Genomic DNA, 26652 nt, shown 5'->3' with positions numbered 1-26652 from the left:
TTTGTTATCTTACTCATAGCTCAAAATAACTGATTTCATTTATTATTAAGATAAATAACTTTTTAAATTTTTAATCTGATGTGTTTTATAAAGATTAATAATCTAATTATTAGAACTTTAATCTCCCAATAGGTAATAGGTTTGCCTGCCTTTTATTCTAGTAGATTTACTTAATTATTTCTGATTTAAGACACCTAAATTGCTCTAAAGAAAGTATTAATACTGCAATTTAGTGAATTATAAAGACTAAGCTAGTAAATTTAAGTTTAAATGTTATAATTTTTGCCTAAATTTAAAATTATCAGCCAGTTATTTTGTTAATTTATAAATCTCCTTTAGCCAAACAAAGTGTGGTTGAAAAGCAAAAAGTAAAAACGATTAATTCATGTTGGCTCTATGCTCCAAGTATAGTTAGATGTAACTCTGCAAAAGATGAAGAATTCGAAGCACAAAAAGAATTTTTAATTGGGCAAATGCTACAGTCAGGGATAGCACCTAATACTTTAAATAATATGTTGATAAATGGCGCGATCCCTACAAATGAGTTTTATGACAATCAAAGAAAAATTTTAAATTTAACAAAAACTGTAAACTTAAGTGAGATTACAGGTATCTTTGAGGATTATAAAAAAACGACTAATCAGGAAAAAAGGCTAATATATCAAGATTTATATACTTTATTAGAAAAAAATGGACCATTAATTTTAGAGTATCCAGCATTCGGATTTGAAGCTATTCATACAACGGCAATCACCGGGGTAATTTTAGTTAAAAATAGTAAAAAAGATAGAGAGGAAATTTGCCTAATTTTGAATGATACTATGGAAGGCCGACTTAAGGCCTTATCTGTAGCAGATTTTTTAGAAAATGAAGAAGTAAAAGAGGGAGTTAGTAAATTCTTTATTTTAGCAGAAGCAAGAAAAGAGATGCCAGAGCGCTACCTAACTTCGGAAATTATTGCCATGATGGATATTTTTAGTAGTCATCCGGCTCATGCTAATTTAAAAACAGATATCTTGGCACTACATATGGATAGTTTTATTGATTTTAAGGCAAAAGGTGTTATCAATCTTAATATTTCTAAATTTTTAAATTCTGATCAATTTTTTAGAAGTAGCACTACAGATAAAGAGCAAGCAGTAGATAATAATGAACCAAAAAATAAGCTCTTTAGCATAAACTGTCGTATATTATAAAGCGTGCTTTGCGTTTGGACTTACTGCTTAGCCTATAATTTATAGTATTGTGTTTAGTTCTTAAATAATTAAAGCTGCCATGTTGATGCTTTTTGTAAGTAATGAATACTTCCATCAGGATCGATTTTGCCCTCTTTTATTGACTCTTCTAATGTATAGTCTCTATAAAGATCAGGGTGTTTATCTAAAATTTCTCTTTCTGGAGTAGCGTTTAGATCTGGCGGGCCAGGTATAGGTTTAGGTGGATTTTGAAAAAAAGTATATCTTTTTTGATAATTAATTTCATGAGAGTAAATAGAATTTAGGGTAAAGACGGCATATCCATAATCAAGATACTCAGAATTTTTTATCGACCCATCAGGACGAATACTGATATCTATAATACGCGGATCCCAAGCATCAACTTCCCAGCGAGAAACCTCAATTTCATTCGCTAATTGAATAAGTACTTCAATGTAGACATGGTCGAATTTTTTAGAACTAACAACACGAAGTCTCGCTGTTGCATTATATGCCTCAATTCTCTTACCAATTTCTACTAAAAGGAAATGAGCTAATTCATGACAATTACCTAAACCAGTATATTCAATAAAGTCATGTCGATATATATAGGAATGTTCTGAGGAATTAATTAAAGGAGGGCGGACGTTAATTGAAAAATAACGATTTTCTTTTAATTCACGATGATAATTTTGATAACCACTTTTTTGGTTCCTAATTGTAATTTTTTCTCGTGTATAAAAAATCGCTCGATTGCATAATTCGACAAATTGTTTTCTTGTTAAAAGCATAATGGTTAATATAAAAGCATAAATAATAGTATATGTTGTGATTTTAAACAAATCTTAAGTATTTATTTAGCTCATTTGCTTTAAAAAAATTTAATTAAGCAGGTTTTTACCTGCTACTCTTTGTGGGTTTCATAATTTTGCATTACATATAAAATCTATGTTGGCTGATTTTTCTGCTTTTAAAGGTTTAAAAAATAAAAGCCGTGGTTGCCCGCCAAATTTTTTAAATTCTTCTGGTTCTTGGTGTTTCAGTGTCTTTTCTAAAATCCTTAACGAACCTTTATTAAGTGGATGAACAGTTGCAACAATTTCTTTAATTCGCTTTTCTTCATTGAGGTTTGCTAAATTTTCAGCAAGATATTTTATGTATTTTTTTCCTAAAATAGCGATTTCTGTACCGTAACCCTGTCCATTAAAATCTGGGTCAATAATATAACCAATCTCTATTGCTTGCTTATGGCCAGTACCAATATGCGCAAAATCATTGGTTGCCTGATTAATAAATAAACTACCAATAAAATTTTTTGCCTTGGCATCATAGACTGTAAAAGCACCAAAATTCCTTCCTTCATGCCAATATTTTTTTTCCTCTAGAATGAGGTCTTTTACTTCTTGTTCACTCCAAATATTACCTGTGCCAAACCATTTTGTGTTTTCAGGGTTAATTAAGAGACGTTTGTATTGTTCGGTTAAATATGAAGTATCACATTGATTAAGCGACTTAAGTTCTAAACGCTTGGAGGAAATAGTTGCTTGATTGCCTTGTGTTTTAACAATAACAGTTCCTATTCTTTTTGATTGATATGTAGTTATTTTCATGAAGTTATCTTCCTTGGCCAGTAAAACTACATTAGACCTCTTGCATAACCTGTTTATTTAACGAATTGCTGTGTTGCAAGGTTTTCTCTGATGCTCATTTACTCTAGGTAAACTCCGCTCCTCAAAACTCATGCGCCTTGCACTCTCCCAAATAAACAGATTATATAAGAGGTCTATTATTTAAAGTTTTAGTATAAATATACATTCAAAGTATTGAAAACTTTTTTATATAAAGATTAAGTCTAAATTTAATCTAAACAGGGAGTTTATGAAAATACTAACAAAGTTAGACCTTTTAATGAAATATTTAATAAATTTGCAACAGTAATATGCGAAATAGCAGATGCTCTCTACTCATTTGTGATTGCATCACTATTAATTAGTATTTGGGCTGTAACGTAGCCTATTTTTAGCGAATTCGAAGCCTTGAAATTACTAAAATATAAATAACCGTTAGATCACTTCGTTACTTAGAGCAGTAATAGCTATAAGTAGTCCTACGTATTGTCGTTAACTTAGATTAATAACTATAATAATGATTAAAATTTATACAATATTTAAAGTTATTAGTTTGAGGTTAAAGAAATGAAAAAATACACAAGAATTTTTATTATAGGGCATCCTGGAGCAGGAAAAACATTACTAGCACAGTCCTTAGCAACGCAGCTTGGCTGGGAATTTGCTGATGCAGACTTTGGATTAGAATATAAGATTGGCCGTAGGGTACATGAGATTATGGGACCTAAAGGGGCGGCTTCTTTTTTTAAGTGTCAAAAAGATGTTTTAACTAGTCTCTTAAAAAGAGAAAATATTGTAGTCGCTACTGATGCAAATATTATAGAAAGCAAAGAAATTTCTAAACTTTTAGAAAAAGAATACTTAGTTTATTTACAAGTAAGCTTACCTATGCAACTAGATCGGTTATCCCGTAATCCAGTGCCGTTATTGTTAAAACCTATGGAAATTGACGCTTTTCTCCAAGCCCTTCAAAGCCAACGTAATAGTTTGTATGAGAATTTAGCAATGATTACGATTAATAGTGATGATAATAATCTAGAACATCACGTTCGTACTATACAAGAAAATATAACTGACGCTAAATCTTCTAAGTCTAATATCCAGTTAAATTTAGAAAAAAAAGATTTAACGATATTTCATAAAACTTTGCACACACCTATTTCTCTAACTAAACAGCAAGCAAAATGTGTGAAATTATTGGCCCAAGGTAAAGCAGCTAAAGAGATTGCGAAAGAATTAAAAACGTCATATAGGACAGTAGAAGGTAATTTAGCTAAAGTGATGGAAAAACTAGGTTGTCATACTAGTAAAGAATTATTGGCTTTATATCATAGTTAACTTTGATTAAATTAGACTAAGTTTGTTAAAAATGTTAAAAATTTAAAGGTGTTGGCAACTATATTACGTATTTTATAAATTATTCTAGCAATGAGGAGTCATGATCAATAAAGAAAAATGGGATAATTTGAAAAATTGGATGGAAAAACTTAAAATTCAGGATTCCCAAATAATTGAGAAATTTATTATTGGTAGTGGCAGAGGCGGACAAAATTTACATAAGACTGCTTCAACAGTTTATTTAAAATACCTGCCTTTAAGCATTGAGATAAAATGCCAGGAAACACGCAGTCGTGAAGATAATCGCTACTTTGCCAGAATAAGGCTTTGTGAAAAATTAGCTGCTATTTATAGTGATGAAAAATCTAAAATACAGCAAGAGATTGAGAAAATAAAGCGACAAAAGAAGCGCCGCTCAAGACGGACAAAACAAAAAATTCTAGCAGAAAAATCAAAACAAAGCCAAGTAAAGTCATTAAGAAAAAAACCTGCAGTTTATGACTAGTCAGGTTTCATTTCCTGCCTACGGAAAGTCTATTCATTTAATATATTTTACAGCAAAGATTAGGTTGACTGAGTTGCCTGCATAATGCACACTGTGGCTCCTAATTTCAATAAGGAGAATTAACATGGCTAAAGTTAGACTTGATAAATATATTAGACCTGAGACACTGGAAAATTTAAAAATTAATAAAGATTTTAAAGCAAGCAACGTTCTTGCTCCAGCTTATAATTTTTTAACAGGCCCAGTGCGTTCTAATACTACTTCTAATTTTTTTGCTCCTTACAAAGGTCCCGTTAAGAACCTTGCAGCAGATGTTGCTAAATCAGTTGGCTCCATAATATATGCACCTCTAGCTTGGGGCGTTCTTAGTGTTGCAGTTGCCGCGGTTGCAGTTGCAAGTGCTATTGCAAGCCTAGGTTATTTAATGATGGCTGGTGCTACTCGTTTGGCAGGCAAAAAAGAAGCTTCTGCTGATAATTTAGCAATTTCAAAACAACTTGGCATTTTAGCTGGCATGTCTGCAGTTGGCACAGTTGCTTTAGCCGTTATGACTGCAATCTCAGGACCTGAGAACATCTTAAAATTAGGTACTCGTACTTTTAGTACTATTAAAGATAAAGTTAGTAGTCAACCTAAAGTAGAAGTAGAGTATTCTACTGCTACTGCTTATTCATTCTAATTTTATAAATAGATTACGCTAATAAAGCGTAATCTATTTACCTTATTAAATAAGCTTTATTTTTAAATTAAATTTAAAAGATTTTCCTGTAATAACTGATTAAAATTGCTGACTGCTTTATTTGTATTTAAATCATATTTATTTTTATAACTAGTAAGTAATCCAATAACTTGCATACCTGCTGCTTTTGCTGCTTCTATTCCAAGAGGCGTATCTTCAATCACTAGACAATGCTTAGGAGAAACATTCATTTTCTGAGCAGTTAACAAATAACCTTCTGGCGAAGGCTTGCCATGACTTACATCTTCAGAAGTTACTATAGTATTAAAATAAGTTTGTAGCTTACCTTGTGCTATTTTAGTTAAAGCTGAATTTATCTCATTTTTGGTAGAACCACTACAAATTGCTATTTTTTTAACTTTCTTTGCAATATTGGTTAAAAATTCAGGAAATCCATCAATAATAGGTAAGGTAGGGTGATGTAAAATTATTTCTGTATAAGCTATAGCTTTTTGATGTATTAACTTAATTATATCTTCGTTAGAAATACTATACTGTTTATCCCGCATTAGTTGTGGAAACATGTCCTTATCAGATAAACCTAAATAATTTTTTTGATAGTCATCATAGCTTAAAGCTAGCCCCAAAGGTGCTAAAACTTGGCAGCACGCTTTATAATGTAACGGTTCGCTATCTAAAATAACGCCATCAAAATCAAAAATAATTGCTGCAATCATTGTGTAATATTCCAATTAGTTTACTTATAAAGGCTGTTTTTTCTCAATTATTTTACTATAACACATAAAACAATTGTTTATTTTTAAAAAATATTGACCCTCACGTGACGTAATAGGTTAAAATTTGTATCAACGAGAGGGTTATATGAAATATTATCAAGTTAAAGAAGTTAGTCGGATGACCTCCCTTACGGTTCGTTCACTACAATATTATGATGAAATTGGCTTACTTAGACCTACCAAACGGTCAGTTTCTGGCTATCGTCTGTATTCTGAAAAAGATTTATTAATTCTACAGCAAATTATAACGTTGAAATACTTAGGATTTTCTTTAGAGGAAATAAAAAAATGTATTGAAAATCCAAATTTCAATTTAAATGCTTCTCTTAAAATTCAAGCCGATGAATTACACGCAAAAGCCGCACAAATTAATGAAGCTGCTTCCTTATTAACCTATATCGCTAGCCAAATAGAGATGGGTAGTTTGGTAAATTGGCAAAGCACAGCAAAAATTATTGAAATACTGGAGTTAAATAAGATGAGTGATCAAATACTTAGTAAATATGAAGCAATTAATAACGAATCGGAGTTGGGAAAGAAATCAGATTATGATTTGACTTATAATCCCGATAGGCTTTATCCCATACCGCGAGCTGGTAAACGGCAAGAAATAGGAATCAATTCATCTGCTTTACCCTTTTTTGGTTTTGATTGTTGGAATCACTATGAGGTATCTTGGCTTAATGAAAAAGGGAAGCCAATGGTTGGTGTAGCTGAAATTATTTATGATTGCCGTTCACCTAAATTAATTGAATCTAAATCGCTTAAGCTCTACTTTAATTCATTTAATAATACAAAAATTAAAGATAAATTTGCGCTAGAGAGTATTGTAAAAAATGATTTAGAAAAGCGAATTGATGCTGAAGTTTCAGTCACTATTTACTCGCTTGCCGAGGCAAGACAGTTTAAAGTTATTGAGTCATGTGAGGGTGAAACGATTGATAATCTGGATGTTGAATGCTCTATTTATCAAGTTGAACCTTCTTTTTTATCAGTTACAGATGAAGAAGTAGAAGAAATTCTTTATTCTGATTTATTAAAATCAAATTGCTTGGTTACCAACCAACCAGATTGGGGTAGTGTGCAGATTGCCTATAAAGGTAAGAAAATTAATCGTGAAGCCTTATTGAAATATCTTATTTCTTTTAGAAATCATAATGAATTTCATGAGCAATGTATTGAACGGATTTTTGTAGATATTATGACTTATTGTAAACCAGAACAATTGACTGTTTATGGACGCTATACAAGACGAGGCGGTTTAGATATTAATCCTTATCGCTCGACAGAAAATACGTTACATGACGGTAAGAATAAGCGCTTAATTCGACAATAGCAAAAAGATTTTACTATTTATTCGGTTTTTATTTTTAGAATAGACCTCTTGCCTAACCTATTTATTTTACGCGATTGCTGTGTTGCCAGGTTTTCTCCGGTGCTCATTTACGGCATGTAAACTTTGCTCCTCAAAAACCTTGCGCCTTGCACTCCCCCAAAATAAACAGGTTAGGCAAGAGGTCTAATAAAATATACTTATTTCTTAAGAGTTTTCAACTAAATACTTGTAGAGAATTTAAGTATATTTTATTTATCATCCAAAGAATTAAACACTTCTCTTGCTAGCAAGATAGCGTTAGTTGCAGCTGGAAAACCACAATAGGCAATCATTTGCGTAATCACCTCTACAATTTCCTCTTTAGTTGCACCACAATTTAACGCAGCTTTGATATGTAGTTTTAATTCTAAGTGAGCATAACCTAACACGGTTAACGCAGCGATAGTGGCTAATTCTCTAGTACTTTGCGCAAGTGTACATTCATGAGCATAGAGATCGCCAAATGGAAATTCTACATTTACTTTGGCAAAGAAAGGCGCTACTTCTTTAATTTTTTCTATATGCTCATCAGCTGCTTCTTTCCCTAAATGCTCGCGAATTATTTCTAAACCTTTTTCATATCGATTCATACTAATTCTTCCTAAGTAACGTGAGTTGGACATAAAAGAGACAACAGCTCTTTTGTGTCACTAAACGAACGTTATCCCGTAAAATGCGAAGCATTTATACGGGGTCCAGATTTAATATAACTATATGACCTTCTACTTTGTAACCTCAAAAGAAAGCAATTCATCAATGGTAGTTTGAAAAAGGCTAAAAGTTATTAGGCGTGCCCTAAGTAAGAGCTAATAATATTATTGGCCCATTATAAAGCTTAACCTATCTGAGCCTATTTAATTTGTTCGAGGTGGCCGGCCGTTATAAGCACCTACTCGAGCTCCCCACTCTAATAAATTTTTATTGCAATCATCTCTATCTAAAAATACTTCAATAAAACATAGTGTATCGGCTTGTTTTGCTTCTTCTATGACATCTAATAGTTCCTGATGAGTATGCGCTTTAAAGGCACGTGCTGTACCCGTGTCACCATTAAAAACATCAATTAAAGTCGCGTAATGCCAATTATTGATAATATTATATGGCCCATCATGAATTTGAACTTCAATAGTATATGATGCATTATTCATCAAAAAGATAATGGGCTTATAACCATATCGTACCAGTGTGGAAATTTCTTGCGCGCTCATTTGAAAGGAGCCATCACCAATAAGAGCAATAACCCGCTTTTTATTATGTAGTGCTGCTTGCATACCTAATAGGGCGCCAACAGACCATCCTATTGAGCCATATTGCATTTGTATTTCGAATTGACAATCCTTAGGTAGACTAAGGCGCATGCCATTAAACCAAGAATCTCCTGTTTCTGCTAAAACAGCATAATCACTACTTAACAGCTTTTGAATTTGACCAAATAAAAAACGATTGGTTAGGGGCGAATTCAAATCTTTCGGTTTTATATATAAAGGTGCAGAGCCCTCAATACGTTTGTAAGCTTTTAATGCCGTATCATTGTAATTTAATTGATCTTGCAGGCCACGCAAAAATTCATTCATGTATACATCGGTGTACACATTACCCGCTACAGATACGCTGCCATCAGCAATCGTAATTAATTTTTTGGGTTGTATGTTACATACGTGTCCAACGGTTGTATAATCATTAAAATTAGGTCCCACAAAGAAATATAAATCACTGGATTCAATAATCTCCCTACAGCCAGGTGTGCTCACTGGCCCCCAATAAATACCAATGTAATTAGGATGCTGTTCTGAAACAAATCCTTTTGCATCGGGCATCGCTGCCAATGCATAACCACAAGACTGACTTAATGATTCAATCATTGCAGCTGCATCGCAACAACGTGATTTACTACCTGCTATAAGTACAGGTTTAACTGCAGCATTTAATTTGGCAACTGTATCTGCAATGGCTGCTTGCAAAGAAGAAGTATCACTTAATCGTTTGACATTAAGCGCTCGTTTTGTTGGCGGTGAAATTTCTAAGGTCGAAATATTACAGGCAATTTCAATATAGACTGGCTTTCTTTTCTCCAAAGCTATAGCAATGGCGGTATCTATTTGCATTGGGGCATCACTGGGTCTATGAATAAAAACACTATGTGCCGTAACATGCGAAAATATATCTCGAACATAACTGTAATTTTCAGTTGCTAATGTATGATGTAAGATTTCAGCATCTTGAACAGAGTTGGTATTAGGTCCTCCAGAAATAACAATAATCGGTAGGTTTTCTGCATAAGCGCCTGCAACAGCATTAACTGCACTTAACCCGCCTACACTGTAAGTCACCACCAGCGCAGATACACCTTTTACTCGAGCATAGCCATCTGCAGCATAGCCGGCATTAAGTTCATTACAGCAGTTGATCATGTTTAACGAAGTATTTTTTAAAAGCTCATCCAGTAGCCCTAAGTTGTAATCGCCAGGAATTGCAAAATAGTCTTTAATGTCTAGCTCTTGAAGACGCTGTGCAAGATACGTCCCTACAGTAGTCATAAGAGGCTCCTATCTTGTGATACTATTGGTAATATTATAATTAAGTATGTCAGGGGTTTATTATTTATTCAAACCTTGCTAAGAGTATTATTTATGGAGCAGAACTAGGTAGGTGCTCATCTTGCTCATATTTTATAGAAGATGAATCAGGTGTTTTACTAACATAATTCGTATGAGGACGCCAAAACGGATGAAAACCGAATAACCTCTGAGGAGTTTTGGGTGATAATTGAGGAAGTTTATCCTCTTGCATATGTTTAACTGGTTGTATGGAAATAGATATGGGTTTACTGCTACGAACTTTAAAGTCAGCTTCTACACCAAGACGCTTAGGTTGAACTTGTTTTATCTCCTGCTCTTCAATAGCAGCCTGTTTAATAGATGTTAATTCTTTGATCTTTGGGAAAAAATAAAAACCAAGTACTTCTAATTTAAAGACCACAAGAAATGCTTTAAATTTCGTCAATTCTTGATAACCATAACTAGTCGGTTTAGCTAGCATGTTTTTATATTCTATAGGGGAAAGCATTTCAATCGTTCTAATATTTTTCCGAAAATACACTCTCCCATCTTTTCCCTGGATGAGCAGAGGCTGTGCTTGGCGCTTAGTATAATCAATTTCAGGTAAAAAGGTTAAGCCGCCATATGCTGTAGATGGGCGGACATGGCCAGTCGTCATAATGTGAGCAATATCACCTAATGAATTATCCATGCCATTAATCAACATATTACTATTTTCATCATTATTACGCTTGTTATAGGTCCCGTCGCCATAAGCTCGGCAATCTTCATGAAGGGCTATAAAAGAGTCTTCTTGATGGGTACTGCCGTCGCGAAATTTTTTATGCTTACGATATTTTATAAATTGAAAAGAATTTGTTGTAGTAACACCATCTGTATTGTCTTCATTATGCATATTATTGATTAAAATGCTGCCCCAAACACCAAATTGCTCAGGCATTTTTTTGCGTAATAATCCTATACGGCTTAAGTGCCCACCTGCAAAATGATCAGAGTAAAAGTGAAGTGTAAATAATTCGTAGCTAACCGCTAAAGCGTGATAACGGTTTTTTAATTCTTCATAAATCGAATTATCATCTAAATATTGAAAATTAAATGGATTTTTATCTAGAGAAGAGCTGTTAACTTTTCTAATTATATCCTTTATTTCTAAGGGAACACTGTCACTTTCTAAGGTGATTTCCTTTTTAGCTAGCTGCTGAAAAATATAGGCAAAATACGACATCTTTAAGGCAGTGTTATGACCAACTAAATAAGCTCTTAGGGACCAAGGTGCAAAATGAGCCTCATTATCTACTAATTTAGCGCCATAATTTTTGACCGTAAAGGCATAAACTAACTGTTGCAGTAATCTTGGTAGCTTATCTTCAATACTATAGATACGCTTTATATCAGTTTTTTTGACAGCAGGAGAGGCCAGATCATGGTAAGCTTCATTAAAAGCTTTTTGTTCAGTTAATTTAATAGGTAAGTCAATTAACTGCCTGTTTTCATAAACATTAGAACTTTTATGTAAGGAAAGTGGGAGCTCTAATTCATTACCCCAGCCTGCTTTCGTATAATAATCACCAGCAAGAGCAACGATATCGCCTGCACTTAAGGTTAAGGCAAGAGGTACTGGGATCCCATCTACTAAATGCATGAGGGTAAGCGTCAATTTATTCTTAGGATTTGGATTAAGCGTATCACTTCCGTGAAGATAGGGATTATTAAATGTTTCAATTCTTATTTGATCACCAGCAGTTTTATGCTCAAATGTTTCCATGGTGCAGCTAAATCAGAGACATTCCGCTCATTATAAAAACAAATTATTAAGAAATTATTAATTAGATTAATTTAGCTTAAATTTTTGCTGCATTAATCGAGTAGATATCAAAATTGCTGTCAAACTTAATGCGTGCATTAAGGGATGCTCAATTTTAAGGCAGCAACGTTTAGTTGTACTAAAATAAATATATGTTGTGACGGTCTAACAAATTATTATGCCTTGGTATACTGATGCGCTACGGCCTGTGATTGATAAATTGTCTTTCAATCAAAGAAAATGCAGAAATTTTGAAAAGAGATCCTGGATTTATAGCAACGATTGGAAGCTTATTAAAAAATAGGGAATATAGAAGAAATTTAGAAGATGTATTAATCTCAACTAAGAAACTTAAAACAGTAGATAGTTTATTTAACTACCTCATTTACTTAAATGGGCCTAAAGAAAAACCGCGGCCTCCTGACTAATTATATTTAGCTTAGAAGAAAATAAGAGCTTAAGTTTAAAAGTTACTTATCTCTATAATATACTCTTGCAGCTTAATTTCTAATGAACTATCTTATCATGTAAAATTTAAGTTTTTTTCTAAACTTGCCAGTTCTGTTTCCTCAATAGGTAAATTAATTTCCCAAGGACGAATAGGTTTTGGTAAAATAATTTTTTTACAAAAATCTTCTAAAGCAGATACAGAAATATAATGAATATTAAACTCATCAACTAACTTTCTTTGCCCAATTTTGAAATCCGAGAGCGTTTCTTTAATGTAGAGTTCACCTATTTGTTTTGAAAACTTTAATTCATTAGAGGCAACATCCCATATTAAAACTTTGCGGCCTTCATTGGTTATGATACCCACTAATGTTTTTTCATCACGAATTGGTAAAATAGAAGGGTGGCGTTCAAGTTTTAATAAGTTATTTTGTAACTGTTTTATACTTGCTTCTTGTAAATCGGTTTGCAGTAACCTCGTCCAATTGCCATCGATTTGTCGTTCAAGGACATAAAAGTTGCCTATTGGGTAAAGTTTATATTGATCAGGATATTGACTAACTAGTTGTTCTGAATTTGTAATTAAGATGGGCTGCCTTGGTGCACTTGAGCCAAGTCCTGGATCAAGAAAAAATTCTTGATTTTCAATGCGTACAACTAAAAGCATATGGGTGGGAGGTAATTCTAGGATTTTTGGATCATTGACTGGAGCCCCATTTAATATACGCCCTATATAAGGTTTTACAGAAAAACCAATTTGCGTTAAAGCGTCATATAGAAGCATGGCTGTTTGACAACAGTAGCCGCCTTGATTACCTGTAAGTAACATGTCATAACTAAAAAAATTTAATGATTGTCGTTTTAAAAGATGTTGCTTAGCGATAACTCTTAATTGAAAATTCTCATAAGGAAACGTTTTTAAATGCGCAAAATAAATTTGCTCTAGAAATTCAAGCTGCTCTTTGTTAGTTAAAGAGACGAAAGGTTTTTCACTTACATTTATCTTTTTAAAGTAATTTTTTAAGTTAATCATATTATTTGCCGTCAAATTTTTCGCTAAGCAATAACATATCTCTTTATAAAAAGAAATATTTTACTATTGTAATTACAAGTAAGATAAATTCTGCTATTTATGTTTGATTTACTATAGGATATTAAATTACCTATCATACAAACCACTAAGTAATTAATTATTAATTTAAATTTAGTTATTAAAGCTAAGCTTTTCTGAGAAAAACTAGGTGTGACCTCTGATTAATAGAGTAAGTGAATTTGTCGGTCCGGCATAGGTGGGAGTCCATTTCAAACAAACTAGGGTGATGTTTAAGAAATAGCTTCTGGCCTAGGTGGGAAGGACAATGATTCCTCATAAGATTCATTTCACTTATTATCAATTTGAGGCCAAGCCCAAAAAACTAATTTATTTACTCTATGCTATGGGAAAAGGAATTTAGGATTAAACTATGGTGCAAGAATCGAAAGGTCTAAATAGAGATATCTTTCGTTATAAATGTTGGTTTATTACGAGTGTCTTATTACTAGGATATGCTTATATTCATGTAAAATTAACGGGTCTTTATTATCAAATTCCTCTAGAAAGTTGGCTAGATTTTACAGTCCCACTGCCTTTTGCCCAACGTCAGCTTGTTCCATTCATAGCACGCTTGATATCAAGCGTGATTTCATTACAGGCTCATGAAATTTTTTTTCTTTTAGAGCTTTTATTCGTTATTTTAACATTTTTCGCCTTACAAAAATTATTACAGTTAGAGTTTAATAATAAATTAGCCCTTTTGCTCAGCTGGCTTTTTTTCCTTTTGTTACCGTTATGTACCATTATTAATTATCGATTTACTTTACAAGGCGGGGCCGCGGCTATTTTTTATCCTTATGACACACCGTCACTATTTTTTATTATTCTTGGTCTGTATTTATGTTTAAAAAAAAATTGGTTTTGGCTAATAGTATGTGTTTTTTTTGCAACTCTAAACCGTGAGAGCAGTATTTTAATTGTTCTTTTAATTCCAGCTCTATATCTGCGTTCCTGTAAAGACATATCCAAATTATTAGTCCCCTTTTTTTCATGCTTAGGCGCTTATATTTTGGCTCGTTTATGGCTTTATTACTTGGTTTTAAATTTATCAGGCTTATACACCTACTGGTATCGATATGATACTTCAGTAACTAATTTTTCAGTAAATATGCAGTGGCTTTTTGCCGATCAAAATATTTTTATGTTTATCTTTGCCTTCGCAGGATTGCCTTTGTTTTGGTTTACTTTTTATGACTACATTCCATTAAAATATCGACGTATTCGCTATATTACTTTTTTTTATTTTTTAGGCTTATTAGGTGTAGGCTTGGTTGCGGAAACACGCATTTTTGCTGAAATTATTGTTTTAATTTATTTACCGATATGTATTGCTATATCTAATTGGCTACAAAATAATTATATTGTTGAGCCGCAACAACAAGGTTTTTGGTATTATTTAAACCGCTACATTATTTTTCTTTTAATAATACTAGTTTTATTAAGTAACAAGTTAATTGATTCTGTTATAAAACAGATGATACTTGTACCCAATTGGAAAAGTTTTCAAGTTAAACCTGCCAATTTGTCTTTAATAAAAGGAACTTAATATAAATATAGGAATATATGACTAATAACCAAAAAAGACTATTATTTCTCTCAAGCTTAGGCGGAGTCTTAGAATTTTATGATTTTATTATTTACGCCCTGTTTGCAAGTTATTTGGCTGCCGTCTTCTTCCCAGTAACTCATCCTCTTGTTAGTTTAATCATTACTTTTGCTACTTTTGCTATTGGTTACATTGTGCGGCCAATTGGTGGCATTATCTTTGGTCATTTTGGTGATCGCTTTGGTAGAAAAAGCACATTTACTATCTCTATTTTTTTAATGGCTATAGCTACCTTGGGGATAGGCTGTACGCCTACTTATAATCAAATAGGACTAAGTGCACCAATACTAGTATTAATTTTTCGAATTTTACAAGGTTTATCTGTTGGCGGGGAAATACCGGGTGCTATCACCTATGTCAGTGAGTCTATACCGGAACAAAGGGGACTTGCTTGTGGCATAATTTTTTGTGCTTTAACAATGGGTATTGTTATAGGCTCAGTCGTTTATGCCATTATTGTAAGTTCGTTTAATGATATGCAAATGCAAGCATATGGGTTTAGATTACCATTTATTGTTGGCGGTATAATGGGCTTGTTTAGTTATAGAATGCGGCGCAATTTATATGAATCATTGCAATTTCAAGCAATTGAAAAACAAACAGAAAAATTTCCTCTTTTAACAGTGATAAAACAGCAAGGTAAGAATACGCTTAATGGCGCTTTACTTACGGCACTTTGTGCTGCCATTATTACCTCTCTTTTTTTATTTATTCCTGCTTATTTTAAAGAAATATTAAATTTATCTGCGACTACTTATCTCTGGGAGCGCACTGCAGCCGTAGCTCTAGGTTCTTGCCTTGCTGTACCTTTTGGTTATCTTAGTGATAAATTTCATACTAAAAAGTTAATTTTAATTCTTAGTGTTTTATTAATAGTATTAGCTTATCCTATTTTTGCTATTTATGCTTATTTAACTTCCTATTACATCGTATCCCTATTACTAAGTGCAGTTTTAATGGGACTTTCGGCGGGTATCATTCCTGGTTTTCTAAGTAGGCTATATCCAACGTCTATTCGTTATAGTGGGATTGCCGTTAGTTATAATTTAGGGTTTGCTTTCTTTGGTGGTTTAACGCCATTTATTTCATTTTCTCTTATTTATTACACAGGGATAAGCACAGCACCTGCTTTTTATTTAATTGTAGTTGCCTGCCTAGCTTGCATATCGCTTACTTTAGTAAAACCGCAAGTAAATGAAACACTTGCGGTTAATGACAAAATTTAATCGTTTTTAAGGGAGGCCATATCAATAACGAAGCGGTAACGTACATCACTCTTAAGTACCCGCTCATAAGCTTCATTAACTTGTTGAATAGGAATCATTTCAATATCAGATGTTATATTGTGTTTGCTACAAAAATCTAACATCTCTTGTGTTTCTTTAATACCACCAACTAATGAACCTGCTAAACTTCGCCGATTTCCGATTAAAGTCATTGCACTAACAGGAATATTTTTTTCTGGTACACCAACCATAACCATGGTTCCATCTAATTTTAATAGTTGTAAATATTTATTCCAATCGATAGGTGCAGAAACGGTATTGATAATAAGATCAAATGAATTATGTAACTTACGAAACGCTTCATCGTCAGTTAAAGCATAAAAATTATCAGCACCAAGGCGTTTTGCATCTTTTTCTTTAGAAGGTGAATGACTTAGGGCAGAGACCTCAGCTCCCATTGCATGCGCTAATTTAATACCCATATGTCCAAGGCCACCTAGGCCTACAATAGCAACTTTTTTATTAGGTCCCGCCTGCCAGTGGTGTAAAGGAGAATATAAGGTTATACCAGCACATAATAACGGTGCTGCTGCTGCCATAGGAAGGTTATCAGGAAGATGCAAAACAAAATGTTCATTAACCACGATGCAATTGGAATATCCACCTTGTGTAGTCCGACTGCCATCACGCTCCATACTATTATATGTTGATGTGGGGCCTTCTATACAAAATTGTTCAATGTGACTCTCGCAAGGCTCACAGTGTCTACAAGAATCGACAAAGCAACCAACAGCTACTTTATCTCCTTCTTTAAATTTAGTGACAGCTGAACCAACTTCGGCAACTGTACCAACAATTTCATGCCCAGGCACCATAGGAAATAAAGAACCTCCCCATTCGTCGCGCGCTTGATGAATATCAGAGTGGCAAATACCACAATAGTGAATATCGATTAGAATATCATAATCACCAACATCGCGGCGTTCAAAAGAAAAAGGCTTTAGGGGTGCTTTAGCGGTTTCGGCGGCATAACCTTTTGCTTTTATCATCAGTCATCCTTATAAATTAAACTTTAATCACTATAAGTGATCAAGGCAGGTTTGGCTATATCAAAGCGAATACAAGAAGTACTAAAGGTGATATATAATGGTTAACTTCTTTCAACATGCAAACCTTAGCTGATTTAATCATTAACAAATTAGAATTTTTATTATATAAAGATTATTAACTTAGAAAAAATTTTTATGCGTTAAAGAGTAATTTTGGCTAATCATTTTTTTGTTCAAAAAAGATACCAAATTTAATGGTGATTTGATATAATGCTGGCCAATTTTTGCAGACCATGCGAAGGAGTAGCTATTGTCTAGTTCAGTGACAATTGATGCGGGCGATGTTTTACCTCGAAATAGTATCACGGCATGGCTTGTTTGTTTATCAGCTGGCCTGTTTTTCTTTTATGAGTTTTTTCAACTTAATATTTTTGATGTAATCAATTTACCTCTTCGCCATGACTTTCATCTAGATGCTACTGAACTTAGTTGGATGTCTAGTACTTATTTGTGGGCTGATATCCTTTTCTTACTGCCAGCGGGAATTATTTTAGATCGATTCTCAACCCGTCTTGTTATTCTTATTGCGATGTTTTTATGCGTTATAGGTACCTTTGGTTTTGCTTTAACTAATTCTTTTTATTGGGCTTGTTTTTTTCATTTTCTGTCTGGGATAGGTAATGCATTTTGTTTCTTATCTTGCGTTGTTTTAGTCTCTCGTTGGTTCCCGCCTCGAAGACAAGCATTTGTAATTGGTTTACTCGTAACCATGGCTTTTTTAGGTGGCATGATGGCTCATACGCCATTTGCCCGGTTAAATGAATTATATGGTTGGCGTAATTCTTTATTGCTTGATGGTGCTTTAGGTATATTGTTATTAGGATGGATTGCTATTATTGTTCAAGATAGCCCTAAGGGAAGAGCAATAAGAAAGAGTGACATACAGACACATATTTTATCGAGTTTTATACGGGCTCTAAAAAATCGGCAAAACTGGTTGGCAGGACTTTATACTTCTTTCCTAAATTTACCTATCATGGTTTTGTGTGCACTTTGGGGTGCAAGTTATTTAGAAGTGGTTCATCAAGTCTCAGGGTTTGCGGCGAGCAATATTGTAAGTTTAATATTTATTGGCAGTATTATTGGCTGTCCTCTTGCAGGCTGGCTATCTGATCATCAAGGTAAACGTAAGCCACTTATGATATTAGGCGCATTAATTACTTTAATTACTGTATTGCCTTTCTTTTTAGGTATTAGACTTACCCAATTACAATTAAGTATTCTCTTTTTTACGTTAGGCTTTTTTACCAGTACGCAAGTAATTAGCTATCCTTTAATCGCAGAAAGCAATGGAAAGGACAACACAGGCGCTGCAACAGGGCTTGCCTCTGTCCTAATAATGGGCGGAGGAGGAATGGGACAAGTCTTATTTGGTATGCTAATGCAACACCACGCGGGTTTAGCTAGTAATCAGTATTCTATTGCTGATTTTCAATACGCCATGTGGATGTTTCCCTTGACTGCTATCGCTGGACTGGTTGCAGTGTTATTAGCTAAGGAAACAAATTGTAAAGGCAAAGAATAGTTAGCGGAATCAACAAGGCAATGATAGAGGAAAATGTAATGCACATCGCACAAGAATCTAATCAAGTAGCTAATTTTGGTAGTAAGTTATGGCCATGGATTGTTTGCTTTAGTGCTTCATTATTTTTCTTTTACGAGTGTATTCAAGGTAATATGTTTGCTTCTATTGCCGATAATATTATGCAAGACTTTCATATCCAAGCCGATAAAATGGCTTATTTATCAAGTATTTATTATTTATCAAATGTTGTTTTTCTACTTGTAGCTGGTGTTGTTCTTGATAGATATTCTGCTAAAAATACAATTTTAGTGGCAATGTTACTTTGTATATTAAGTACATTTATTTTGGCATACGCCCACTCTTTTTATTTGGCATTACTGTGTCGATTTATAACAGGGATTGGTAGTGCCTTTTGTTTTCTTGGCCCTGTTCGTATTGCCTCACGTTGGTTTCCACCAAGGCGAATGGCTATGATCACTGGGGTCATTGTCACTATTGCTATGACTGGTGGCATGTTAGCGCAATATCCCTTAGCTAAATTGGTAGGGCAGATTGGTTGGCGAGATTCACTATTACAAGTAGGCTGGCTTGGCTTAGGTATGCTTATTATTATGTATTTTGGTATTGTTGATAAAAAAAATAGTAATCCGCCGGTAGCAGTAAAAAATGGAAAAGAGTTATTAAGAATCGCGAGGCAAACTTATTTAAATAGTCAAAATATGCGTGCTGCTTTGTATGCAAGCTTGATGAATATGGCGATTGCTGTTTTTGGTGCAATGATGGGTTCTTTATATTTAATGCAACGATTAGATATAACAAAAGAAGATGCAGCCGTTATTAACTCAATGTTGTTTTTAGGCGCTATCTTAGGAGGCCCATTTATTGGTTGGTTATCTGACAAACGAGGACTGCGCATTTTACCAATGAAAATCGCAGCATTGCTATCGTTATTAACCCTTTGCCTAATATTATATTTTCCGCTAACTGCGCAAATGATGAAGGTTCTGTTTTTCTTATTGGGATTTTTTACAGCAGCACAAATTATAAGTTATGCTGTTGTTGCAGAAAGTAGCCCTAGTAATATGACTGCGACCGCAATAAGTTCTGTATCTGTCTTAGTACAAGGAGGCTATATTCTTTATCAAAATTTATATAGCTACCTTTTAATTCACCATGGCGAAGTTAAATTTTTAAATAATATTCCTGTCTATTCTTTAGGTGATTATCAGTTCGCGGCTTGTATGTTACCTATTGGCCTTATTATTGCTTTACTCGGTTTATTTGGTTTAAAAGAAACGTATGGGAAGAATTTGGAAGATTAATTCATGACAGAAAGAAGGGTATGTATTTTATTGATGGATTCTTTTGGCCTTGGCGCCAGCTTGGATGCTCATCGTTATGGTGATACGGGTGCTGATACTTTTGGCCATATTCATTTAGCATGTGAAAAAGAAGAGGCTAATCGTAGTGGCCTTCGCCAAGGATCATTATATATTCCAAATTTAACTAAACTAGGTCTTTATCATGCCGCTTTAGCAAGTACAGGTGTTAAGTTATTACCTCTTGATACATTAGATAAGCCCGCTGGATATTATGGCTATGCTGTTGAGCAGAGTTTAGGTAAAGACACACCTAGCGGTCATTGGGAATTAGCTGGCGTTCCAGTTACTTTTGAATGGGGTTATTTTCCAGAAACTGTCCCTTGCTTTCCTTCTAAATTAATTTCTGATTTTTTAGCGCAAACAGGTTTGCCTGGTGTACTGGGTCAGAAGCATGCTTCAGGTACTGTTATTATCGATGAGCTTGGCGAAGAACACATTAAAACGGGTAAGCCTATTGTTTATACTTCTGCAGATAGTGTTTTTCAAATTGCAGCACATGAAGAATATTTTGGTTTAGATAAATTATATCAAGTATGTGAAATTGCTCGTAAACTTGTTGATGATTATAACATTGGTCGTGTGATTGCAAGACCATTTATAGGTGCGCCAGGTTCGTTTAAACGTACAGGTAATCGTCACGATTATGCAACTCTGCCGCCAGCGCCAACGTTGCTTGATTTTTTAAAAAAGCAGGGCCGAGAAGTTATCGCTATTGGAAAAATAGCTGATATTTTTGCTCATCAAGGCTTAACGGAAACCATTAAAGCTGATGGTAACATGGCCTTATTTGATGCAACCTTAGACGCCTTAGAGAGAGCGCCAGGAGGAAGTTTGATTTTCACAAATTTTGTAGATTTTGATTCTTCATACGGACATAGAAGGGATATTGCTGGCTATGCTCATGCTCTTGAAGAATTTGACCTACGACTCCCGGAATTGCAAGCTAAGCTAAAAGCCGATGATTTAGTTCTTATTGCAGCTGATCATGGGTGTGATCCTACTTTTCCTGGCTCAGATCACACTCGCGAACATATCCCCATTTTAGCTTTTGGTCCTAAAACAATAAGCAAATTTATCGGACGACGAGAAACATTTGCTGATATTGGTCAAAGCTTAGCGCATTATTTAGAGATAGAACCGCTACTTCATGGGGTATCCTTTATTTAAGGGTGGTATTTATGGATATTAAATTTTGTCATTTTATGATGGCGATATAATATCATTGCCCGTTTTTCTTTGTTGAATACTTTAAAATGTATTAATCACGAAATGATGTCTTAATAAAATTTTTAAAAGTAAAGTAAGTTTTTAATCATAAAATATTAATTTTGTAAATTGACGTTTTATAATCATGAGCTACATGTTCAAATAGTGAAAATTTTTACCATGTCCTATTGAATTTTTGTAATGAGCCCCCACTTGATGAATTTAACTTAATTTAGATTAGAGGTAATAGTTTTGGAACAATATTGCGGTACAACTATCCTATCAGTAAGGCGAGGCAATACAGTCGTTATTGGTGGTGACGGTCAAGTCACTATGGGTAATACGGTCATGAAGGGGAACGCACGTAAAGTTAGGCGTTTATATAAAGATAAAGTAATTGCCGGATTTGCAGGTGGTACCGCGGATGCTTTTACGCTTTTTGAACGCTTTGAACGCAAACTTGAAATGCATCAAGGGCATTTAGTACGAGCTGCTGTAGAGTTAGCGAAGGATTGGCGTACAGATAAAATGTTACGCCGTTTGGAGGCATTACTGGCAGTAGCAGATAATAAAGCTTCTTTAATTATCACAGGTAATGGTGATGTTATTGAGCCAGAAGAAGGTGGATTAATAGCAATTGGTTCAGGTGGACCATTTGCTCAGGCTGCAGCGAGAGCTTTATTAAAAAATACCGATTTGTCCGCTAAAGATATAGTAGAAAAAAGTCTCAATATAGCGGGTGAAATTTGTATTTATACTAATCATCATTTAACTATCGAAGAATTGGAAAGTGACAGTGAATAATATAATTACCACGATGACCATGACTCCACGTGAAATTGTTGAGGAGTTAAATAAACATATTATTGGGCAAGAGGAAGCGAAGCGTGCTGTAGCGATTGCTCTACGTAATCGTTGGCGCCGCATGCAAATTAAAGATCCTGATTTGCGTAATGAAATAATGCCTAAAAATATTTTAATGATTGGACCTACAGGGGTAGGGAAAACAGAAATTGCAAGACGCTTAGCAAAATTGGCACAAGCACCTTTCATTAAAGTAGAAGCAACTAAATTTACTGAAGTAGGCTATGTAGGTCGAGATGTCGATTCAATTATGCGTGACTTGGTTGATGTATCGATAAAACAAGAGCGTCAATTAGCAATGAAAAAGGTTGAGCATTTATCGGAAGAAGCTGCCGAAAACCGTGTGCTTGACGCTTTGCTACCACCCCCGAGAGGTAGTATATCGCCTGCAGAAAAAGATAGCGCAACAAGACAGGCCTTTCGTAAGCAATTACGTGAAGGTGCACTAGATAATAATGAAATCGAGATTGATTTAGCTGCAACACCTGTTGGTATAGAAATTATGGCTCCGCCTGGTATGGAAGAAATGACTAGCCAGTTGCAAGCTATGTTTCATCAAGTAGGTAGTAACCGAACGAAGACTCGCAAATTAACTATTGCTAAAGCAATGAAATTATTGCGAGAAGAAGAGGCCGCAAAGTTAATTAATGAAGAAGATATCAAATCCAAAGCAATTGAGAGTGTTGAGCAAAATGGTATTGTCTTTATCGATGAATTAGATAAAGTTGCTAAGCGGGCAGAGCATGGTAGTGGTGGTGATGTATCGCGGGAAGGGGTACAACGTGACTTATTACCTTTAGTTGAAGGCTCAACTATTTCAACTAAATACGGACCTGTTAAATCTGATCACGTACTCTTTATTGCATCAGGCGCATTTCATGTTGCAAAACCATCTGATTTGATTGCTGAGTTACAAGGTCGCCTACCAATTCGTGTAGAATTAAGTGCTTTAACTGTAGATGATTTCGTACGAATATTAACTGAGCCCAGCAATTCTTTAACAGAACAGTATATTGCTCTTATGGCTACTGAAGGATTACAGTTAACATTTGATGAGACAGGTATTAAAAGAGTTGCTGAAGTTGCTTGGCGGGTAAATGAGCGTACAGAAAATATTGGTGCTCGTCGACTTTATACTGTAATGGAGCGGCTTTTAGAAGTTGTATCTTTTGAAGCAACAGATAAAGCTGGCGAAATTGTTCATGTCGATAAAGCTTATGTTGATGCTCATCTCGGTAAATTAGTAGAAGATGAAGATTTAGCACGCTACATTTTATAGTTAGGATTCCCTGATGGGAATCTTGCTATTGAGGTTTTGCTTAGCGATTCTCAGATTGATTAATAATAACTATATTCTTGTTTGTAGATGCACTACTGCTAAATAATTCATTTAAGCTTATTGATAAAGATTGTTGTAAAAGCTTATCATTTTCTTTAAATATATCTTCCCAAGGAAGGGAGGTTGTAGTGCCTTCAAAATCATATTGATCGGGCAAATTATAAGGGAGATGCTTACTTAGCCAATATAAAGAAATTTCATTTAGACTCCTACTTAATTGATATCGCCCATCAATACTTGTATGAACTAAATTGATTTTTTGTAATTCAGTAATCATATGATCACTATCAATTTTATAGGGTTGGGTGCTCGCTTGAATGAGCTCATCAAGGCACAGCCCTTGTCCTTCTTTCTGTTTTTGCCATAATAATTGGAGCCAAAGTAAAGCATGAGAAAAGGGGTCAATGGGTTTTCCACTACGTCTTTTATGATGAACAGAAAGTGCATAGCTTACCTCGGCACCTAATAAAGTAATAAACCAGACCCAATAAACCCAAACAAAGAAAATGGGTACAATCGCAAAAGCACCATAGAGCAATTGATAGGTATCATAGTTAGATAAATAAAAAGCAAATGCTTGTTTAGCTGATTCAAATAAAATCGTTGCAAATAAACCGCCAATGAAACCATGCCAAAATTGAATAGGACGATTAGGAACGATGACATATAAAAAAGTAAAGCCTGTCAGTGAAAGTAAAAAAGGTAGCATACTTACAATAAAGGAGGGAGCTTGTTGATTTTTTAGGAAAGGAATAGAAATTAAATAAGAGCTGGCTGCTAAACTTAAACCTAAAAAAATAGGACCGAGGGATAAAATAGCCCAGTATAACAAAAAAGCAGCAACGCCTTTTCTAGCGCTAGATACACGCCATATTTTATTCATGGCACGTTCAATGGTAACCATAACAAGGATGGCTGTTATAAATAAAAAAGCCACGCCCCATATTGAAAGCTTAGAAACTTGTATTGAAAAATCATGAATATAATTTTGTATTATTTTACCAGTCGCAGGGACAAAATTTTCAAAAATAAAATCCTGCACGGGGCCCGTAAAGTTATGAAATACCGGAAAAGAAGATAGGATAGAAAAACCCACAGTCATTAAGGGCACTATGGCTAATAGCGTAGTAAAAGCTAGTGCGGAAGCACGATAAGCACAATCATCTTCAATAAAATGATTAATAACAAAACGAATAAATCGTTCTAACCTATCCCAATATAAATTGGCTTTCTTTCTCCAGTCCATAGATAGTTCCATTATTTTAGTAGGTTAATACGCTTTAAGTTAACCTTTAATTCCAGCTTCTATTAAACTGCTGGTGCAGAAATAGAGAGATCTTCTTTTGTTTTTAAAGACAAAGCGAAAACGGCTACTAAACCTAATAAATAGATTAAACCAGCTATTGCACAGTATAAGCCAAAATAATTATTGTTATGATGCTCATAAATATGATTTGCAATTTCTACACCAACAGCTTGCGCTATCATACTGATTAAACTAATCATGGCATAAGCTGTTCCTTTACTTACGGGTGTTGAAAATAAAACATATCGGTTTAGTGGGGCTGCTGTAACTCCTAAGCCAAAGCCATATAAAGTTAAGCCCGGCAAAAGCCACTCAAAATTCGAATTAATGAGGCTGGGTAATAAAAATGTAGCAAGTAAGCCAGCAGTAGCTAGCATTGAGCCAAAGAAAATAATAGGTTTGAGAGCTTTCTTGCGGGTTAATCTATGTAAATACCAATTACCTAATAATCCAGCTCCAAAAATAGGTAGTTGCCAGAGAGCATAAACAATCACACTTAATTTTGCATCAGCAACAATAATAATAGGTGAAATCGCAATCCAGGCAACGCAGGGAACACCAACGATGCCAGCAGCCAATGCACCTACCATAAAGCTAGGATTGGTTAAAAGCTGCATATAGTTTCTTAAAACAACTCGCGGTGCTAAAGAAATACGTGGAATAATTTGTCCATCTGTTTTTTGCGCGCCAACAGGTTCTGGCATAAATCGCCATAGCCCCCATAATGCTAGTAAAGCAAAGGAACCAATTAAGACAAAAATACCACGCCAATGAAAATAAAGAATAAAAGTGGCGCCTGCTAATGGGCCCAACAAAGGTGCCAGTGATGCGACATTAGCTAATGTTGCCACTAATCGAACAGCATCCATTTCATCAAAAATTTCTTGCAAGGTTGCATAACCAATGACACCAATAAAGCAAAGACCCATACCTTCAAAATATCGAGCTAATAAAAATTGACCAATTGAATTAGAGCAAGCAATAAAAGCGGTAAAGACAAAAAATAATATAGCGCCTGTTAGCATGACAGGTTTGCGGCCTATTCGATCAGATATTGGGCCTAGGAAAAGCTGCAAACTGGCTCCACCTAAAATATACGCTGTTAATGAAGTAGCAATTGCTGATTCAGGACCATGGAAAGAAGTGATCACCTGAATCATACCAGGCATAATCATATCATTGGCAATATAGGTTAAAAATTGATAAAGCACGAGAAAGCTAGCAAAAGATAAGGCTTGCTTCCGTGAAATATTAATTAATGGATGTGCCATGCCATAACTCCAATGCAGCAGGTATAAAAGGCTTCTAATTGTACAGAAAGCCCTTTTAAATGTCATCAACTTGTCTAATATTTTTTTAAAATAATAAAAGAGTAAATGATAACTGGTTTGGTTAAGTGTTTCATCCTTAAGTTTTATTTAATCAATTTTTGGATTGATAATCCTTAGCTATGTGTTAAAAAAGAGTGACAATTAATAAGTTTTACAAGAATTAGGTGTCTTAGCAATAATGATGAATAAACTTGTTAAACAAGATAAAAAGGGCGCTATTATGGTAGCCTTACCTGGACTACGATACTTACCATTGTATTTGTAACCTTCATTACATTTGATTACCTGAAGAACATATAACGAAAGTCAATAAAAGGTTAAACTTATTTAGTTTT

At 34.4% G+C, this 26652-nt stretch carries 23 protein-coding genes and 1 pseudogene; 14 read left to right on the top strand and 10 right to left on the bottom strand.

Features of this window, described 5'->3' with window-relative positions; all coding sequences use genetic code 11:
• The first annotated feature begins 314 nt into the window (after window positions 1-314).
• On the top strand, window positions 315-1196 hold the full coding sequence (locus DYH30_RS13640; protein ID WP_115332174.1) for a papain-like cysteine protease family protein: 882 nt from the start codon (window positions 315-317) through the stop codon (window positions 1194-1196).
• A 68-nt stretch (window positions 1197-1264) separates the two neighbouring features.
• On the opposite strand, the gene DYH30_RS13635 is transcribed toward DYH30_RS13640, so the two are convergent.
• Both DYH30_RS13635 and DYH30_RS13630 read right to left on the bottom strand, forming a co-directional pair.
• Window positions 1265-1987 carry a hypothetical protein gene (locus tag DYH30_RS13635; protein ID WP_131740639.1) on the bottom strand — a complete coding sequence of 241 codons (723 nt, stop codon included), beginning with the start codon at window positions 1985-1987 and terminating at the stop codon, window positions 1265-1267.
• 129 nt (window positions 1988-2116) lie between these two features.
• Window positions 2117-2806, bottom strand: a complete 690-nt coding sequence (locus DYH30_RS13630) for a GNAT family N-acetyltransferase (protein WP_115332172.1) — start codon at window positions 2804-2806, stop codon at window positions 2117-2119.
• Window positions 2807-3391: 585 nt separating this feature from the next.
• Between DYH30_RS13630 and DYH30_RS13625 the strand changes: the two genes are divergently transcribed.
• From DYH30_RS13625 to DYH30_RS13615, 3 genes are all read left to right on the top strand, one after another.
• On the top strand, window positions 3392-4162 hold the full coding sequence (locus DYH30_RS13625) for a LuxR family transcriptional regulator (protein WP_115332171.1): 771 nt from the start codon (window positions 3392-3394) through the stop codon (window positions 4160-4162).
• 100 nt (window positions 4163-4262) lie between these two features.
• The gene (locus DYH30_RS13620) at window positions 4263-4667 is read left to right on the top strand and encodes a peptide chain release factor family protein (RefSeq protein WP_115332170.1); all 405 of its coding nucleotides are present in this window, start codon (window positions 4263-4265) and stop codon (window positions 4665-4667) included.
• Between the two features lie 124 nt (window positions 4668-4791).
• Window positions 4792-5346 carry a hypothetical protein gene (locus DYH30_RS13615; RefSeq protein WP_115332169.1) on the top strand — a complete coding sequence of 185 codons (555 nt, stop codon included), beginning with the start codon at window positions 4792-4794 and terminating at the stop codon, window positions 5344-5346.
• Between the two features lie 62 nt (window positions 5347-5408).
• Here DYH30_RS13615 and DYH30_RS13610 read toward each other — a convergent pair whose 3' ends face one another.
• Window positions 5409-6083 carry an HAD family hydrolase gene (locus tag DYH30_RS13610; RefSeq protein WP_115332168.1) on the bottom strand — a complete coding sequence of 225 codons (675 nt, stop codon included), beginning with the start codon at window positions 6081-6083 and terminating at the stop codon, window positions 5409-5411.
• 145 nt (window positions 6084-6228) lie between these two features.
• Here DYH30_RS13610 and DYH30_RS18360 point away from each other — a divergent pair.
• Window positions 6229-6378 (top strand): annotated as a pseudogene (locus DYH30_RS18360) (MerR family DNA-binding transcriptional regulator); the annotation flags it as partial.
• A 243-nt stretch (window positions 6379-6621) separates the two neighbouring features.
• Entirely contained in the window at window positions 6622-7479 is an 858-nt protein-coding gene (queF, locus tag DYH30_RS13605; RefSeq protein ID WP_242604697.1) for an NADPH-dependent 7-cyano-7-deazaguanine reductase QueF, read from the top strand.
• Between the two features lie 248 nt (window positions 7480-7727).
• Here queF and DYH30_RS13600 read toward each other — a convergent pair whose 3' ends face one another.
• From DYH30_RS13600 to DYH30_RS13590, 3 genes are all read right to left on the bottom strand, one after another.
• The gene (locus tag DYH30_RS13600; RefSeq protein WP_207385767.1) at window positions 7728-8108 is read right to left on the bottom strand and encodes a carboxymuconolactone decarboxylase family protein; all 381 of its coding nucleotides are present in this window, start codon (window positions 8106-8108) and stop codon (window positions 7728-7730) included.
• A gap of 264 nt (window positions 8109-8372) precedes the next feature.
• Window positions 8373-10055 carry a thiamine pyrophosphate-binding protein gene (locus tag DYH30_RS13595; RefSeq protein WP_115332166.1) on the bottom strand — a complete coding sequence of 561 codons (1683 nt, stop codon included), beginning with the start codon at window positions 10053-10055 and terminating at the stop codon, window positions 8373-8375.
• 91 nt (window positions 10056-10146) lie between these two features.
• Complete coding sequence (locus DYH30_RS13590; protein WP_115332165.1) at window positions 10147-11841, bottom strand: hypothetical protein; 1695 nt, start codon at window positions 11839-11841, stop codon at window positions 10147-10149.
• A gap of 290 nt (window positions 11842-12131) precedes the next feature.
• Here DYH30_RS13590 and DYH30_RS18025 point away from each other — a divergent pair, with 290 nt between their 5' ends.
• Window positions 12132-12308 carry a hypothetical protein gene (locus tag DYH30_RS18025; protein WP_160116216.1) on the top strand — a complete coding sequence of 59 codons (177 nt, stop codon included), beginning with the start codon at window positions 12132-12134 and terminating at the stop codon, window positions 12306-12308.
• 95 nt (window positions 12309-12403) lie between these two features.
• Here DYH30_RS18025 and DYH30_RS13585 read toward each other — a convergent pair whose 3' ends face one another.
• Window positions 12404-13363 (bottom strand): arylamine N-acetyltransferase family protein, encoded by a 960-nt coding sequence (locus DYH30_RS13585; protein ID WP_115332164.1) that lies wholly within the window; start codon window positions 13361-13363, stop codon window positions 12404-12406.
• Window positions 13364-13793: 430 nt separating this feature from the next.
• On the opposite strand from DYH30_RS13585, the gene DYH30_RS13580 reads away from it, so the two are divergent.
• On the top strand, window positions 13794-14969 hold the full coding sequence (locus DYH30_RS13580) for a hypothetical protein (RefSeq protein ID WP_176579742.1): 1176 nt from the start codon (window positions 13794-13796) through the stop codon (window positions 14967-14969).
• 17 nt (window positions 14970-14986) lie between these two features.
• Window positions 14987-16255, top strand: coding sequence for an MFS transporter (locus tag DYH30_RS13575; protein ID WP_115332163.1), 1269 nt, complete (start codon window positions 14987-14989; stop codon window positions 16253-16255).
• Here the strand turns inward: DYH30_RS13575 and DYH30_RS13570 are convergent.
• On the bottom strand, window positions 16252-17304 hold the full coding sequence (locus DYH30_RS13570; protein ID WP_115332162.1) for an NAD(P)-dependent alcohol dehydrogenase: 1053 nt from the start codon (window positions 17302-17304) through the stop codon (window positions 16252-16254). The genes DYH30_RS13575 and DYH30_RS13570 overlap by 4 nt on opposite strands.
• Before the next feature lie 310 nt (window positions 17305-17614).
• Between DYH30_RS13570 and DYH30_RS13565 the strand changes: the two genes are divergently transcribed.
• The 5 genes from DYH30_RS13565 (at window position 17615) to hslU (ending at window position 23620) form a co-directional block, all read left to right on the top strand.
• Window positions 17615-18889, top strand: coding sequence for an MFS transporter (locus DYH30_RS13565; RefSeq protein ID WP_115332161.1), 1275 nt, complete (start codon window positions 17615-17617; stop codon window positions 18887-18889).
• A 38-nt stretch (window positions 18890-18927) separates the two neighbouring features.
• On the top strand, window positions 18928-20211 hold the full coding sequence (locus DYH30_RS13560; protein WP_242604687.1) for an MFS transporter: 1284 nt from the start codon (window positions 18928-18930) through the stop codon (window positions 20209-20211).
• Between the two features lie 3 nt (window positions 20212-20214).
• Window positions 20215-21438 (top strand): phosphopentomutase, encoded by a 1224-nt coding sequence (locus tag DYH30_RS13555; RefSeq protein WP_115332159.1) that lies wholly within the window; start codon window positions 20215-20217, stop codon window positions 21436-21438.
• A gap of 291 nt (window positions 21439-21729) precedes the next feature.
• Entirely contained in the window at window positions 21730-22281 is a 552-nt protein-coding gene (hslV, locus tag DYH30_RS13550; RefSeq protein WP_115332158.1) for an ATP-dependent protease subunit HslV, read from the top strand.
• A 13-nt stretch (window positions 22282-22294) separates the two neighbouring features.
• The gene (hslU, locus tag DYH30_RS13545) at window positions 22295-23620 is read left to right on the top strand and encodes an ATP-dependent protease ATPase subunit HslU (protein WP_174233283.1); all 1326 of its coding nucleotides are present in this window, start codon (window positions 22295-22297) and stop codon (window positions 23618-23620) included.
• Between the two features lie 40 nt (window positions 23621-23660).
• Here the strand turns inward: hslU and DYH30_RS13540 are convergent, their stop codons facing one another.
• Both DYH30_RS13540 and DYH30_RS13535 read right to left on the bottom strand, forming a co-directional pair.
• Window positions 23661-24926, bottom strand: coding sequence for a YihY family inner membrane protein (locus DYH30_RS13540; protein ID WP_115332157.1), 1266 nt, complete (start codon window positions 24924-24926; stop codon window positions 23661-23663).
• 62 nt (window positions 24927-24988) lie between these two features.
• Window positions 24989-26257 (bottom strand): MFS transporter, encoded by a 1269-nt coding sequence (locus DYH30_RS13535; RefSeq protein ID WP_115332156.1) that lies wholly within the window; start codon window positions 26255-26257, stop codon window positions 24989-24991.
• Window positions 26258-26652 lie beyond the last annotated feature (395 nt).

The sequence above is a fragment of the Legionella busanensis genome, from assembly GCF_900461525.1.
GTDB lineage: Bacteria > Pseudomonadota > Gammaproteobacteria > Legionellales > Legionellaceae > Legionella_C > Legionella_C busanensis.
Note: the sequence above shows the minus strand (reverse complement) of the source record. Positions and strands in the feature narration are given on the sequence as shown.

What these genes read in the sequence shown, in the direction of transcription:
- DYH30_RS13580 (WP_176579742.1), top strand. Translation starts at nt 13,794, where the DNA reads ATGGTGCAAGAATCGAAAGGTCTAAATAGAGATATCTTTCGTTATAAA.
- DYH30_RS13575 (WP_115332163.1), top strand. Translation starts at nt 14,987, where the DNA reads ATGACTAATAACCAAAAAAGACTATTATTTCTCTCAAGCTTAGGCGGA.
- DYH30_RS13590 (WP_115332165.1), bottom strand. Translation starts at nt 11,841, where the DNA reads ATGGAAACATTTGAGCATAAAACTGCTGGTGATCAAATAAGAATTGAA.
- DYH30_RS13585 (WP_115332164.1), bottom strand. Translation starts at nt 13,363, where the DNA reads ATGATTAACTTAAAAAATTACTTTAAAAAGATAAATGTAAGTGAAAAA.
- DYH30_RS13540 (WP_115332157.1), bottom strand. Translation starts at nt 24,926, where the DNA reads ATGGACTGGAGAAAGAAAGCCAATTTATATTGGGATAGGTTAGAACGA.
- DYH30_RS13570 (WP_115332162.1), bottom strand. Translation starts at nt 17,304, where the DNA reads ATGATAAAAGCAAAAGGTTATGCCGCCGAAACCGCTAAAGCACCCCTA.
- DYH30_RS13555 (WP_115332159.1), top strand. Translation starts at nt 20,215, where the DNA reads ATGACAGAAAGAAGGGTATGTATTTTATTGATGGATTCTTTTGGCCTT.
- DYH30_RS13600 (WP_207385767.1), bottom strand. Translation starts at nt 8,108, where the DNA reads ATGAATCGATATGAAAAAGGTTTAGAAATAATTCGCGAGCATTTAGGG.
- queF (WP_242604697.1), top strand. Translation starts at nt 6,622, where the DNA reads ATGAGTGATCAAATACTTAGTAAATATGAAGCAATTAATAACGAATCG.
- DYH30_RS13560 (WP_242604687.1), top strand. Translation starts at nt 18,928, where the DNA reads ATGCACATCGCACAAGAATCTAATCAAGTAGCTAATTTTGGTAGTAAG.
- DYH30_RS13625 (WP_115332171.1), top strand. Translation starts at nt 3,392, where the DNA reads ATGAAAAAATACACAAGAATTTTTATTATAGGGCATCCTGGAGCAGGA.
- DYH30_RS13595 (WP_115332166.1), bottom strand. Translation starts at nt 10,055, where the DNA reads ATGACTACTGTAGGGACGTATCTTGCACAGCGTCTTCAAGAGCTAGAC.
- DYH30_RS13630 (WP_115332172.1), bottom strand. Translation starts at nt 2,806, where the DNA reads ATGAAAATAACTACATATCAATCAAAAAGAATAGGAACTGTTATTGTT.
- hslU (WP_174233283.1), top strand. Translation starts at nt 22,295, where the DNA reads ATGACCATGACTCCACGTGAAATTGTTGAGGAGTTAAATAAACATATT.
- DYH30_RS13610 (WP_115332168.1), bottom strand. Translation starts at nt 6,083, where the DNA reads ATGATTGCAGCAATTATTTTTGATTTTGATGGCGTTATTTTAGATAGC.
- DYH30_RS13635 (WP_131740639.1), bottom strand. Translation starts at nt 1,987, where the DNA reads ATGCTTTTAACAAGAAAACAATTTGTCGAATTATGCAATCGAGCGATT.
- DYH30_RS13615 (WP_115332169.1), top strand. Translation starts at nt 4,792, where the DNA reads ATGGCTAAAGTTAGACTTGATAAATATATTAGACCTGAGACACTGGAA.
- DYH30_RS13620 (WP_115332170.1), top strand. Translation starts at nt 4,263, where the DNA reads ATGATCAATAAAGAAAAATGGGATAATTTGAAAAATTGGATGGAAAAA.
- DYH30_RS13535 (WP_115332156.1), bottom strand. Translation starts at nt 26,257, where the DNA reads ATGGCACATCCATTAATTAATATTTCACGGAAGCAAGCCTTATCTTTT.